This is a genomic window from Nocardioides daedukensis, assembly GCF_013408415.1.
Taxonomy (GTDB): domain Bacteria; phylum Actinomycetota; class Actinomycetes; order Propionibacteriales; family Nocardioidaceae; genus Nocardioides; species Nocardioides daedukensis.
Window position 1 is genome coordinate 265,110 of sequence record NZ_JACCAA010000001.1, and the last position, 12,663, is coordinate 277,772.

General features: G+C 67.5%; 16 protein-coding genes. 11 read left to right on the top strand and 5 right to left on the bottom strand.

What is annotated here, in order from left to right; all coding sequences use genetic code 11:
• Positions 1–53 precede the first annotated feature (53 nt).
• From BJ980_RS01285 to BJ980_RS01295, 3 genes are read left to right on the top strand one after another with little or no spacing between them, the layout of a single operon-like run.
• The gene (locus BJ980_RS01285; protein ID WP_425490267.1) at positions 54–992 is read left to right on the top strand and encodes an ABC transporter ATP-binding protein; all 939 of its coding nucleotides are present in this window, start codon (positions 54–56) and stop codon (positions 990–992) included.
• A complete protein-coding gene (locus BJ980_RS01290) occupies positions 992–1,786 on the top strand; it encodes an ABC transporter permease (RefSeq protein ID WP_179500632.1) in 795 nt (264 codons plus the stop codon). The genes BJ980_RS01285 and BJ980_RS01290 overlap by 1 nt, the downstream gene beginning before the upstream one ends.
• Complete coding sequence (locus tag BJ980_RS01295) at positions 1,786–2,595, top strand: ABC transporter permease (RefSeq protein WP_218855380.1); 810 nt, start codon at positions 1,786–1,788, stop codon at positions 2,593–2,595. Before BJ980_RS01290 ends, BJ980_RS01295 begins: the two co-directional genes overlap by 1 nt.
• 9 nt (positions 2,596–2,604) lie before the next feature.
• On the opposite strand, the gene BJ980_RS01300 is transcribed toward BJ980_RS01295, so the two are convergent.
• Positions 2,605–3,114, bottom strand: a complete 510-nt coding sequence (locus tag BJ980_RS01300) for a GNAT family N-acetyltransferase (RefSeq protein ID WP_179500633.1) — start codon at positions 3,112–3,114, stop codon at positions 2,605–2,607.
• A 59-nt stretch (positions 3,115–3,173) separates the two neighbouring features.
• Here BJ980_RS01300 and BJ980_RS01305 point away from each other — a divergent pair, with 59 nt between their 5' ends.
• The 8 genes from BJ980_RS01305 (at position 3,174) to BJ980_RS01340 (ending at position 9,044) form a co-directional block, all read left to right on the top strand.
• Positions 3,174–3,782, top strand: coding sequence for a DinB family protein (locus BJ980_RS01305; RefSeq protein ID WP_179500634.1), 609 nt, complete (start codon positions 3,174–3,176; stop codon positions 3,780–3,782).
• Positions 3,779–3,973, top strand: a complete 195-nt coding sequence (locus tag BJ980_RS01310; RefSeq protein WP_179500635.1) for a DUF3046 domain-containing protein — start codon at positions 3,779–3,781, stop codon at positions 3,971–3,973. The genes BJ980_RS01305 and BJ980_RS01310 overlap by 4 nt, the downstream gene beginning before the upstream one ends.
• A gap of 164 nt (positions 3,974–4,137) precedes the next feature.
• On the top strand, positions 4,138–5,184 hold the full coding sequence (recA, locus tag BJ980_RS01315; RefSeq protein WP_179500636.1) for a recombinase RecA: 1,047 nt from the start codon (positions 4,138–4,140) through the stop codon (positions 5,182–5,184).
• Positions 5,185–5,186: 2 nt separating this feature from the next.
• On the top strand, positions 5,187–6,101 hold the full coding sequence (locus BJ980_RS01320; RefSeq protein ID WP_179500637.1) for a regulatory protein RecX: 915 nt from the start codon (positions 5,187–5,189) through the stop codon (positions 6,099–6,101).
• Positions 6,102–6,223: 122 nt separating this feature from the next.
• Entirely contained in the window at positions 6,224–6,928 is a 705-nt protein-coding gene (locus BJ980_RS01325; RefSeq protein WP_179500638.1) for a GNAT family N-acetyltransferase, read from the top strand.
• Between the two features lie 69 nt (positions 6,929–6,997).
• Positions 6,998–7,903, top strand: a complete 906-nt coding sequence (locus BJ980_RS01330) for a polyphosphate kinase 2 family protein (RefSeq protein ID WP_179500639.1) — start codon at positions 6,998–7,000, stop codon at positions 7,901–7,903.
• Positions 7,900–8,667 carry a HipA family kinase gene (locus BJ980_RS01335; RefSeq protein WP_179500640.1) on the top strand — a complete coding sequence of 256 codons (768 nt, stop codon included), beginning with the start codon at positions 7,900–7,902 and terminating at the stop codon, positions 8,665–8,667. Before BJ980_RS01330 ends, BJ980_RS01335 begins: the two co-directional genes overlap by 4 nt.
• Entirely contained in the window at positions 8,664–9,044 is a 381-nt protein-coding gene (locus BJ980_RS01340) for a DUF3037 domain-containing protein (RefSeq protein WP_179500641.1), read from the top strand. Before BJ980_RS01335 ends, BJ980_RS01340 begins: the two co-directional genes overlap by 4 nt.
• 133 nt (positions 9,045–9,177) lie before the next feature.
• Here BJ980_RS01340 and BJ980_RS01345 read toward each other — a convergent pair whose 3' ends face one another.
• From BJ980_RS01345 to BJ980_RS01360, 4 genes are all read right to left on the bottom strand, one after another.
• Positions 9,178–9,921, bottom strand: a complete 744-nt coding sequence (locus BJ980_RS01345; protein ID WP_179500642.1) for a sirohydrochlorin chelatase — start codon at positions 9,919–9,921, stop codon at positions 9,178–9,180.
• Positions 9,922–10,015: 94 nt separating this feature from the next.
• The gene (locus tag BJ980_RS01350) at positions 10,016–10,759 is read right to left on the bottom strand and encodes a phosphoadenylyl-sulfate reductase (RefSeq protein WP_179500643.1); all 744 of its coding nucleotides are present in this window, start codon (positions 10,757–10,759) and stop codon (positions 10,016–10,018) included.
• Entirely contained in the window at positions 10,756–10,914 is a 159-nt protein-coding gene (locus BJ980_RS01355; protein ID WP_179500644.1) for a hypothetical protein, read from the bottom strand. The genes BJ980_RS01350 and BJ980_RS01355 overlap by 4 nt, the downstream gene beginning before the upstream one ends.
• Positions 10,915–12,615: a nitrite/sulfite reductase gene (locus tag BJ980_RS01360; RefSeq protein ID WP_179500645.1), complete on the bottom strand. Its 1,701-nt coding sequence runs from the start codon at positions 12,613–12,615 to the stop codon at positions 10,915–10,917.
• Positions 12,616–12,663: the final 48 nt, after the last annotated feature.

Here is a 12,663-nt window from a genome sequence, read left to right on the forward strand (position 1 = left end):
CGAGGTTAGACGACGCCCCCGACTGCCGCAGCGAGGGCACTAGTGTCGGATCCGTGACGGAATCCATGGTCCATGCGTCGAGCCTGCGCAAGTCCTTCGGCGACCTCGAGGCGGTGCGCGGCATCGACGTCGACATCCGCAAGGGGGAGGCCTTCGGGTTCCTCGGTCCCAACGGAGCGGGCAAGTCCTCCACGATGCGGATGATCGCGGCGGTCTCGCCGGTCACCGGCGGCACCCTGCGGATCCTGGGCATGGACCCGGCCACCCACGGGCCGGCGATCCGGGCCCGGATCGGGGTCTGTCCGCAGGAGGACACGCTGGACAACGAGCTCAACGTCCGCGACAACCTCTACATCTACGGTCGCTACTTCGGGATCCCGAAGAAGGTCGTCAACGAGCGGGTCGACGAGCTCCTCGAGTTCGCCATGCTCACCGAGAAGGCCCGGGCCACCGTCGAGGAGCTGTCCGGCGGGATGAAGCGCCGGTTGACCATCGCCCGCTCGCTGATCAACAAGCCCGAGCTGTTGCTGCTCGACGAGCCGACCACCGGGCTGGACCCGCAGGCGCGCCACGTGCTCTGGGACCAGCTCTACCGCCTCAAGCACGCCGGGGTGACCCTGGTGATCACGACGCACTACATGGACGAGGCCGAGCAGCTGTGCGACCGGCTCGTGGTGATGGACAAGGGCGTGGTCGCCGCCGAGGGATCACCGTTGCAGCTGATCCGTGAGCACTCCACGCGGGAAGTGGCCGAGCTCCGGTTCGGGGTCGCCTCGGGCGAGGACACCCATGCGGACCTCGCCGAGCGCGTGCAGGACCTGGGCGATCGGGTCGAGGTGCTGCCCGATCGGTTATTGGTCTACACCGACGACGGCGAGGAAGTGCTGACCAAGGTGCACGATCGTGGCCTGGAGCCGGTGGCCACGCTGGTCCGGCGCTCCAGCCTCGAGGACGTGTTCCTCCGCCTCACCGGACGATCCTTGGTGGACTGATGGCCAACCAGCTCCCGATCTCGGTCGGCATCGGCCGGCAGATGGACTATTGGTGGACGGTCTTCAAGCGCACCTGGCGCGGCGGGATCATCTCCAGCTTCGGCGCGCCGCTGTTCTACGTCCTCGGCATGGGTGTGCTGCTGGGCGGTTTCATCGAGGGCGACCCCGACCAGCTCGAAGGTGCGACGAGCTATCTGGCCTTCATCGTCCCCGGACTGGTCGCGGCCCACGCGATGCAGCTCGCGGTGGAGGAGACCACCTATCCGGTGATGGGCGGGATCAAGTGGCACAAGACCTACCACGCACAGCTGGCCACACCCCTGAGTGCGCGTGACGTCGTCAACGCCCACCTGGTCTTCGTGCTGTCCCGGGTCGCGTCGGCCTGTGCCGTCTTCATGCTCGTCCTCGCACCGTTCGGTGTCTTCGAGTCGTGGTGGGGTCCGATCCTGGCGTTCTTCGTTCAGGTCCTGGTCGGGATGGCCTTCGGCACCGTGATCTTCGGGATCAGCGCACGGATGACCTCGGAGCAGGGCTTCGGGCTGATCTTCCGGATCGGCGTGGTGCCGTTGATGCTCTTCTCGGGCGCCTTCTTCCCGATCTCCAACCTCGGCGTGGTCTTGGAGTGGCTGGCCCGAGTCACCCCGCTGTGGCACGGGGTCAACCTGTCGCGGATGCTCTGCCTGGACACGATGGACTGGTCCCTGGCCGGGATCCACCTGCTGGTGCTGGTCGCCGTCACCGCGTTCGGCTGGTGGTTCGCCATCCGCGGGCTCGAGAAGCGGATGGTGGACTGATGGCCGACCACGCGCAGGACCGACCCGATCCGCTCGTGCCGCTCTCGCCCGGCGCAGCAATGGCGGTGATCACCTACCGCAACTACACGACGTACAAGCGCTTCTGGAAGCTCTTCGTGACCGGGTTCCTCGAGCCGGTCTTCTACCTGTTCTCCATCGGGATCGGTGTCGGCCAGCTGATCGACAGCTTCCAGTTCAACGGCCAGACCATTCCCTACGCGGACTTCGTGGCGCCGGGGATGCTCGCGGCCAGTGCGTTCAACGGTGCGCTGATGGACTCGACGTACAACGTCTTCTTCAAGCTGAAGTACGACAAGCTCTACGACCAGATGCTCGCCACGCCGCTGACCACCGCCGACGTGGCTCGCGGGGAGATCCTGTGGGGTCAGCTGCGCGGCGCCTCCTACTCGGCGGCGTTCCTGCTGGTGATGCTGGCGATGGGGATGATCCACTCGTGGTGGGCGATCCTGGCGTTGCCGGCGGCGCTGCTGATCGGGTTCGCGTTCAGTGCCGTGTGCATGGGGCTGACCACCTACATGAAGTCGTTCCAGGACTTCGACAAGATCACCCTGCTGCAGCTGCCGATGTTCCTGTTCTCCGCGACTTTCTTCCCGATCACCGCCTTCGACGGCGTGACCCGCTGGATCGTCGAGGCGACGCCGCTCTATCGGGGTGTGGTGCTCTGCCGTGAGCTGACCACGGGGGCGCTGTCCTGGGCGAGTGCGGTGTCGGTGATCTACCTCGTGGTGATGGGCGTGCTCGGGCTGATCCTGGTACGCCGCCGCCTGGACAAGCTCCTGCTGACCTGAGGGCCGGGCCTACGGCAGGGTGACCAGCATCCGCTGGTACCAGGCCACGTCGATCCACTGCCCGAACTTCCAGCCGACCTCCCGGAGCTGCCCGGTCTTCTCGAAGCCGCAGGCCAGATGGAGCCGTTCACTGGCCGGGTTGGGCAGCGCCACCAGTGCGACCGCGGTGTGCACCCCGGAGACCGCCATCGTCTCCAGGAGTGCGGGATAGAGGAGCTTGCCGACGCCCTTGCCCCGCACCGACTCGTCGAGATAGATCGAGGTCTCACGGGTGGTGTCATAGGCCGGGCGGGGCCGATAGGACCACGAGTAGGCATAGCCGACCACATTGTCGTCGTCGTCGACGCCGACGAGGAGATGATCACCCGGGTGGTCGCCGTCGAGTCGGGCGCGCCAGTAGTCCAGGTCCGGTGCGTCGAGGTCGAAAGTGGCCAGCGACGTGTCCACCGCGTGGGAGTAGATCGCTGCGATGTCCTCGAGATCTTGCTCGGTCGCAGAACGGGTGGCGTAGTCAGGCATAACCTCCATGTTCGCAGGTCGGGACTCGTGCCCTTCGACCCGTCGGTCACAATGTGGGCGTGAGCGCAGCAGAGGGCATCGTGCCGGACACCAAGGACTGGACCTGGGTCATCGACTCCCGGTGCCCCGAATGCGGCTTCGACGCGGGCGCCACACCTCCCACGTCCGTCGCCGCACTGATCCGGGAGAACGCCGAGCTGTGGCCCGAGGTGCTGGGTCGCCCCGACGTCGCGCAACGGCCCACGCCCAGCGTGTGGTCGCCGCTCGAATATGCCTGCCACGTGCGCGACGTGCACCGGGTGTTCCTCGAGCGGGTGCAGTCCATGCTCGATCAGGATGCGCCGGAGTTCGCCAACTGGGACCAGGACGTCGCCGCCCTCGAGGGTGACTACGCGGGCCGATCCCCGGCAGTGGTCGCGGGTGAGCTGAGCGCGTTCGCCGACGCGGTGGCCACGGCGTACGACGAGGTGCCCGACCACTCGGACGGGGACGCTGCCTGGCAGCGGAGCGGCCTGCGGAGCAACGGTTCCGCCTTCACCCTCGCCACGATCGCGGTCTACCACCTGCACGACGTGGTCCACCATGCGTGGGACGTGTCGGCCACCTTGTCGGCCACCGTGGCGTCGCCGGGAACGTCAATGCCGGGGACGCAGGACCCGCAGGCATGAGGCACACCGAGTTCTGGGACCGGATGGAGGCTGCGCTCGGCTCCGGTTATGCGCGCTCCTGGGCGGAGACGCATGCGGTCAGTGAGCTCGGCTCACGCACCGTGAACGAAGCGCTGGCGGCGGGGGACACTCCCAAGGAGGTCTGGCTCGCGGTGTGGAAGGCGCTGGACCTGCCGCTCGTGGATCGCTGAATCGTCCCGCGTGTCGCGGAGTTGATCGAACAGGTGTTCGGTCTATTCTGGGGGCGTCGACCGGGGTTGTCCACAGCCCTGAAGGTGGTCGACACCCATTGTCGGTGGTCCGGTCTAACGTCCGTGGCATCACATCGACCTCATCTGACAAGGACGTGAACCCCATGGCTGGAGACCGCGGCAAGGCCCTCGACGTAGCCCTCGCCAACATCGAGAAGCAGTTCGGCAAGGGCTCGGTGATGCGCCTCGGCGACGAGACCCGCGCACCGCTCGAGATCATCCCGACCGGCTCGATCGCACTCGATGTCGCCCTCGGCCTGGGCGGTCTCCCGCGCGGCCGTGTGGTCGAGATCTATGGCCCCGAGTCCTCCGGTAAGACCACCGTCGCCCTCCACGCCGTCGCCAACGCGCAGGCAGCCGGCGGCATCGTGGCCTTCATCGACGCCGAGCACGCGCTCGACCCCGAATATGCCAAGAACCTCGGCGTCGACACCGACGCCCTGCTGGTCTCCCAGCCCGACTCGGGTGAGCAGGCGCTGGAGATCGCAGACATGCTGATCCGTTCCGGTGCCCTCGACCTGATCGTCATCGACTCCGTGGCCGCGCTCGTTCCCCGGGCCGAGATCGAGGGCGAGATGGGTGACAGCCACGTCGGCCTACAGGCTCGACTGATGAGCCAGGCGCTGCGAAAGATGACCGGTGCCCTGAACAACTCCGGCACCACCGCGATCTTCATCAACCAGTTGCGCGAGAAGATCGGCGTGATGTTCGGTTCGCCGGAGACCACCACGGGTGGTCGGGCGCTGAAGTTCTACTCCTCGGTCCGTCTCGACGTGCGTCGCATCGAGACCCTGAAGGACGGCACCGACATGGTCGGCAACCGGACCCGGGTCAAGGTCGTCAAGAACAAGGTCGCGCCGCCGTTCAAGCAGGCAGAGTTCGACATCATGTACGGCAAGGGCATTTCCCGCGAGGGTGGCCTGATCGACGTCGGCGTCGAGGCGGGCCTGGTCCGCAAGGCCGGCGCTTGGTACACCTACGAGGGTGACCAGCTCGGGCAGGGCAAGGAGAACGCGCGCACGTTCCTCAAGGACAACCCGGACCTGGCCAACGAGCTGGAGAAGAAGATCCTGGAGAAGCTCGGCGTCGGTCCGTCCGTTGCCGACCCGGCCGACGCGCTTGCCGAAGAGCCGACGAACATCGACTTCTGACGATGTCCTCCTCCACTCCCGAGTGGCAAGGTGACGTCAGTGCTGGGGTGGACGCCTGGGTGGCGTCCGCCCCGGACTGGGTGGTCGACGCCGTGCGCGAGTCGACCGGCGGCGATGTCGGTTCGAGCGCTGAGCTCGATCACCAGGCAGCCGGCGCGCAAACATTCGGCGCGCAGACATCCGGCAACCGAACATTCGGCACCCAGGCTCCGGACGACGCCGGTGCCGAGGATTCGTCCTCGCGCAGCGGCAGACGCTCCGCACGGGGCACCCGAAGCGCTCGAGGTGCTCGGGGTGCTCGGGGCAGTGGGGGCGCTTGGGGCGAGGGTGGCCGCAGTGGCAACCGTCGCCGTGGTTCCGGCCGGACACAGGAGCCTCCCGAGGACCGTGACCTCGGCCCCGAGCCCGATCACGAGGCCGTGGCGCGCAAGATCCTGCTGGACCAGCTGACCGGCCAGGCGCGTTCGCGTGCCGAACTGGCCACCAAGCTGGCCAAAAAGGACGTTCCCGAGGACATCGCGACGACGCTGCTCGACCGGTTCGAGGAAGTCGGACTGATCGATGACGAGGCCTTCGCCCGTGCCTGGATCGCCTCGCGGCAGCCCGGCAAGGGACTGGCTCGACGCGCCCTTGCCCAGGAGCTGCGCCGCAAGGGGATCGACGACGAGGTGGCGCGCGACGCGCTCGACGAGATCGATCCCGATGACGAGGAGTCCGCTGCCCGGCTGCTGGTGCGCAAGAAGCTGCGCACGATGCGCGCTCTCGAGCCCAACGTGGCCACCCGACGTCTGGTCGGGATGCTCGCCCGGAAGGGTTATCCACCCGGTCTCGCGTTCCGGGTGGTCCGCGAAGAGCTCAACGCCGACCCTGATGACCCGGACACGGGTGGGGTCGACCAGGTCGCGGGCGACTGGTGAGTTGCCACTGGTGACTGGGTGACCAGTGGGTGGGCGACGCCGGCCGGAGGTTCCCGGATCCCCGTTGCCGCTCACGACTTCCACCCCCGACGGCCTGAGTGGAAACGCACTAGGCTCCACCCATGTCCGAGCACATCTGCGTTCGACACGGTGGGCGTGAGCTGAGCGGTGTGGCCCGTGCGGACGAGTCCTGGGCCAAGGCAGCGCGGCGCATCGCGGCGAGTGTCACCGGAGACCCGGTGGCCCTGGACCTGTCGGGTGAGGTGAAGCTGTTCTGCGTGGAGCCCGACGTGCGGGTGGCCCTGCGACCGATGACTCGCGGTGACCTGCCCGACGTCTCCCGCTGGCGATCCACCGGGCACGTGCACCGGTGGTGGGCCACCGACGGCTCCCCGGACCTGGAGACGGTGACCGCGGCCTACGGGCCCGACATCGACGGTCAGACCCCCACCCGGAGGTGGGTGGTGGAGGTGAACGGGCGCTCGATCGGGTTCATCCAGGACTACCGCATCGCCGACTATCCCGACTTCGCGCTGCTTGCCGGCGCCCCGGACGCGATCGGGCTCGACTATGCGATCGGGGAGGAAGCCTGGCTCGGGCGCGGCATCGGCGTACGCATGCTGTGGGCGTGGATCGAGCGCACCCGGCACCGGTTCCCGCAGGCCACCACCTACTTCGCGGCACCCGACCACCGCAACGCAGCGTCGCTACGGATCCTGGCCAAGGCCGGGTTCGTCGAAGGAGTGTGGTTCGACGAACCCCAGAGCGATGGCAGCACGGCGACCGTGGTCGGCAACAGTCTCGATGTCCTCCGGATCGCCGGGTGAGATCGACGCGGAGCGGGGTTCTCGGAATGGCGGCGACCGGACGCTGTCCGCTCGCCATAGGGTGAGTCCATGACCGACGCGCTCTTCTCAGGCCTCCTGCGCCTGCCGACCGGTCCGGTCGACCTTTCTGCGATCGACACCCACGCCAAGCCCGGCTTCGACGGCAACAAGGACGACGGTGAGCGGGCGCTCGCCGACCTCGGGCCCGAGCTCGCCGACATGCAGGAACAGCTCTTCGCCGAGCGCACCACCGGCTCGACTCGTCGCGTGCTGCTCGTGCTGCAAGGCATGGACACCTCCGGCAAGGGTGGGGTGATCCGCCACGCCATCGGGCTGGTGGATCCCCAAGGGGTACGGATCACCTCCTTCAAGGCGCCCACCGAGGAGGAGCTCTCCCACGACTTCCTGTGGCGCATCGAGCGGGCAGTGCCAGGGCCCGGATATGTTGGGGTCTTCGACCGCTCGCACTACGAGGACGTCCTGATCGGCCGGGTCCGCGACATTGCCGATGAAGCAGAGATCGAACGCCGATATGACGCGATCAACGCGTTCGAGCAGGGCCTCGTCGACGACGGGGTGATCATCATCAAGGTGATGCTGCACATCTCTGCGGACGAGCAGAGGGAGCGCCTGCTCGCGCGGCTCGACGACCCGACCAAGCACTGGAAGTTCAACCCCGGCGACATCGACGAGCGGATGCTGTGGAGCGACTACCAGGAGGCCTATCGGATCGCCCTGGAGCGGACGAACACACCCGCTGCGCCCTGGTACGTCGTACCGTCCGACCGCAAGTGGTATCGCAACCTGGCGGTCGCCCAGCTCCTGCGTGAGGCCCTGCTCGGGCTGGACCTGGCCTGGCCCGAGGCCGACTTCGATGTCGAGGAGCAGAGGCGTCGGCTGACCGACGAGACGCCGATCGACGCTGGAACCGACAGTGGAACCGACAAGGCGACTGACAGGACAGGACCAGCATGATCGAGCAGATCGCGGTCACCCGTTACGTCACGCCCCTGCGCGAGGGCGGCTCGCTGCCCGGCATCGTCGAGGCGAGTGACTTGGGCACCTACGTGTGCAAGTTCCGCGGCGCCGGACAGGGACTGCGCGTCCTGGTGGCTGAGGTGATCGTCGGCGAGCTCGCCCGGCGTATCGGACTGTTGACGCCCAGGCTGGTGGCGCTCGAGCTGGACCCGGAGATCGCGCGCTACGAGGCTGACGAGGAGGTCCAGGACCTGCTGCGTGCCAGTGTGGGCCTCAACCTCGGTGTCGACTTCCTACCCGGCTCCTTCGGCTTCGACCAGGACACCCAGACCGCGATCGGGGTGGCCGCCAAGATCCTGTGGATGGACGCCTTCATCGCCAACGTCGACCGCAGCTGGCGCAATCCGAACCTGCTGGTCTGGCACGGTGACCTGTGGGTGATCGACCACGGCGCCTCGCTCTACTTCCACCACGCCTGGAGCGGTGGCATCACCGACCACGAGCGCTTCGCCCGTCAGCCGTGGGACCCGGACGACCATGTCCTGCTTGCGCATCGTGAGGGCCTCGGCTCCGCGGACGAGGAGATCTCCGGCCTGCTCGACGAGCAGGTCTTCGCCGAGATCCTCGGCGAGGTCCCCGACTCGTGGCTTGAACCCGTCCCGGGAGCCGAGGACGCCGAGGCGGTGCGGGCGGCGTACGTCCGCTTCCTCACCGCTCGTCTGGCCACCCGTCAGTGGCTGCCACTGGAGGACGGCGCATGAGCGAGCTGTCCTACCAGTACGTCGTCCTGCGCTGCGTGCCCCGGGTCGAGCGCGAGGAGTTCGTCAACGTGGGCGTGGTGCTGCACTGCCAGGCCACCGAGTTCCTCGGGGTCGCGTGGCACGTCGACCGTGAGCGACTGAGCGCATTCGCGCCGGGACTGGACCTGGATCGGGTGTGCAGTGCGCTGGACTATGTCGAGGGTGTCTGCCGCGGTGACGCACGCGGGGGAGCGGCGGCGACCAAGCCGATCGGCACCCGCTTCGGCTTCCTCAAGGCTCCGCGCTCGACCGTGCTCCAGCCGGGCCCGGTGCATGGTGGCATCACCAGCGACCCGGAGCGTCAGCTCGAGCGGTTGGTCTCCCAGCTCGTCAGCTGACGAACCGGCAGTTGTTGCGCGTCCAGCCTGCAGTTGTTGCGCGCCGAACCAGCACTTGTTGCTGCTCGAGCCGGCAACTCTGGGCAGGACCACCAGAATTGCCGGCTCAAGGCACAAGAGATGCAGGTTCGACTCAGACGGGAACGAGCTCCACGGCACCGACGGCATATCGGGCCAGGATGGTCCGGGCCAGCTCGGGGTGGGCACCCATCGGATCCGCCACGGCCACGGCACCGGCCTCGAGCGCCAGCTCGGTGGCCCGGTCGGGCAGGAACCCGGGAGCCAGGAAGAACGAGGCGACCGCGATGTGACGCCGACCCTCCCCGCGGAAGGCGCGCACGGCCTCACCGGTGGCGGGCGGCGTCGCGGTGGCGAACGCGGCCTTGACCGGCAGCTTGTGGTGGGTGCCCCACAGCCGGGCCAGACGAGCCACGGCCTGGTTGGCCAGCGGGTCGGTGGAACCAGCTGCGGCCAGCACCAGGGCGTCGAGCTCGCGGACCCGAGCCGTCTTGAGTGCCTCGCGCAGTCGCAGGTCGAGGATCTCCAGGAAGGCCGGCTCGAGGCCGAGGATGTCCGTCGCGCGGATCTGCAGGCCCTCGTGCTTCGAGGTCTGCTCGGCGATGGCGGTGGGCACGTCCACCTTCGCGTGGTAGGCGTCGCTGAGCAACAGCGGTACGACGACGATCTCGTCGTAGCCGGCCTTGACCAGCTTGGTCACCACGGAGCCGAAGGACGGCTTCGACAGCTCGAGGAAGGCCGTCTCGATGCGGAGGTCTGGTCGCATCTTGCGGACTTCGGCAACGAGGGCGGTGATCGTCTCGGCGGACCGAGGGTCACGGCTTCCGTGTGCGAGGGCAATCAGAGCAGGAGCAGTCATGGTTACTGCCTCCCTTCACGATCGGATGTGAACGACGCCGTTGTCGCTGATGGTTCAATCCCGAGACTGAATGTTGTGGTGCTGGCCGATGCGATCACGTGTGGATCCCGCATTCGGTCTTGTTCTGTCCGGCCCAGCGGCCGGAGCGTGGGTCCTCACCGGGTGCGACCCGCGCAGTGCAGGGCCAGCAGCCGATCGAGGGATAGCCGTCGTAGACCAACGGATTGACCAGGACGCCGTTCTCGGAGATGTAGCGCTCGACGTCCTCGTCGCTCCACCGGGCGATCGGCGAGACCTTGACCTTGCCCTTCTTGGCGTCCCAGCCGATGACCGGTGCGATCACCCGGTTGTGGGTCTCGGCGCGACGCAGCCCCGTGGCCCAGGCGTCATAGCCGGCCAGTGAGTCCGCGAGCGGCTTCACCTTGCGGATCGCGCAGCACGCGTCGGGGTCGGTCTTCCAGAGGTCCTTGCCGTGTATGGCGTCCTGCTCGGCGACGGTGATGTCGGGAGCGATCGTGACCAGGTTGACGTCCATCGTCGCCTCGACGGCGTCGCGGGTACCGATGGTCTCCGCGAAGTGATAGCCGGTGTCGAGGAAGACGACGTCCAGACCGGGCGCGACCTTGGCCGCGAGGTGGGCCAGCACGGCGTCACCCATCGACGAGGTCACGCAGAACTTCTCACCGAACGTGGCCGCGGCCCACTCGATGATGTCCTCGGCAGGCGCGAGCTCGAGCTCGGCGCCCGCGTGCGACACGATCTCGCGCAGCTCCTCGGGCGAACGGTCTGCGGTGTGGCTGCCCCGGAAGGCACGGGCGGCAGCGGTCGGGGCACTCATGCTCCGCTCCCTTCCCGGTTGATCATTCCGTGCATGTCCAGGGTGAAGATCCGCTGGCAGGAGTGGCACTCCCAGGACCCGGGCCGGGCGTCATGGGGACGCAGCTCCGCATCCCCGCAGTAGGGGCAGTAGTTGGCCTGTGAACGCGTCGACACTCAAACCACCTCGAGAGTCTTCTCGCCGCGAAGGTCCACGTCCTCGGCCCGGGCGACCCAGGCCGCGAAGCTCTCGTCCTGGTTGCGCTGGGCGAGATAGACGTTGACGACGTTGGTGACGTAGTCGTCGAGACCCTTGCTGGTGACCTTGTGGGCACGCAGCTTGCGACCCAGCGCAGTGGTCAGGCCGATGCCGCCACCGAGGTGGACCTGGAAGCCCTCGACCTGGTTGCCGTCGTCATCAAGCACGAGCTGACCCTTGAGGCCGATGTCAGCCACCTGGGTACGGGCGCAGGAGTTCGGGCAGCCGTTCACGTTGACGGTGATCGGGGTGTCCAGCTCGGGGAATCGCTGCTCGAGCGAGGCGATCAGGTCGTGGGCCCGCTGCTTGGTGTCCACGATGGCCAGCTTGCAGAACTCGATGCCGGTGCAGGCCATCGTCGAGCGGCGCCAGTTGGACGGGTTCGCCTGCAGACCGATCCGGTCCAAGCCCTCGACCACGGCGTTGACCTTGTCCGGCGCGACGCCGATGAGGACCAGCTTCTGGTAGGCCGTGAAGCGGACACCGGCCACGCCGTGCTCCTCGATCAGGTCGCCCAGGGAGGTGAGCAGCTCGCCGTTGATACGTCCGACGACGGGAGCGGCTCCGATGTAGAAGTTGCCGTCCTTCTGCTCGTGTACACCGATGTGGTCACCGTTGCGGGTGGCCTTCTCGGGCGACGCGTTGCGGATCAGCGGACGCTTGAGATATTCGGTCTCGAGCACCTCGCGGAACTTGTCGCCGCCCCAGTCCTTGACCAGGAACTTCAGGCGGGCACGCGAGCGGAGTCGGCGATAGCCGTAGTCGCGGAAGATCGAGATGACGCCTTCCCAGACGTCGGCGACTTCGTCGAGCGGGATCCACACGCCCAGGCGCTCGGACAGGAACGGGTTGGTGGACAGCGCGCCGCCGACCCACAGGTCGAAGCCGGGGCCGTGCTCGGGGTGTACGACGCCCACGAAGGAGACGTCATTGATCTCGGGGGCGCCGTCGAGGCTGGGGTGGCCGCTGACGGAGGTCTTGAACTTGCGCGGCAGGTTGGAATATTCGGGGTTCCCGGCACGGCGCTTGTTGATCTCGGCGATCGCGGGGGTGCCGTCGATGATCTCGTCCTTGGCCACACCGGCCACGGGGGAGCCGAGCATGCCGCGGGGCGAGTCACCGCAGGCCTCCTCGGTGCTCAGGCCGACGGCCTCGAGGCGCTCCCAGATGGTGGGCACGTCCTCGATCTCGATCCAGTGGTACTGGATGTTCGAGCGATCGGTGATGTCGGCGGTGCTGCGGGCGAAGTCGGTGGAGATGGCACCGAGGACGCGCAGCTGCTCGGGGTTGAGCAGGCGACCGTCGCTGCGGACTCGCATCATGAAGTAGCGGTCGTCGAGCTGCTCTTCTTCCAGGGCGCCGGTCTTGCCGCCGTCGAGCCCCGGTGCGCGCTGGGTGTAGATGCCGTACCAGCGGAAGCGTCCACGCAGGTCGGCCGGGTCGATCGAGTCGAACCCGCGCTTGGAGTAGATGTTCTCGATCCGCGTCCGAACGTTGAGCGGGTTGTCGTCCTTCTTGGACTGCTCGTTCTTGTTCAGGGGCTCGGTGTAGCCCAGGGCCCACTGGCCCTCGCCCTTGCGGGGACGGGTGGTGGTACGTGCTGCGGGAGCGTCGTTCATCTTCGGTTCCTTCGGCGCTGCTCATGACGCGCGATACGAGGCTCCGAC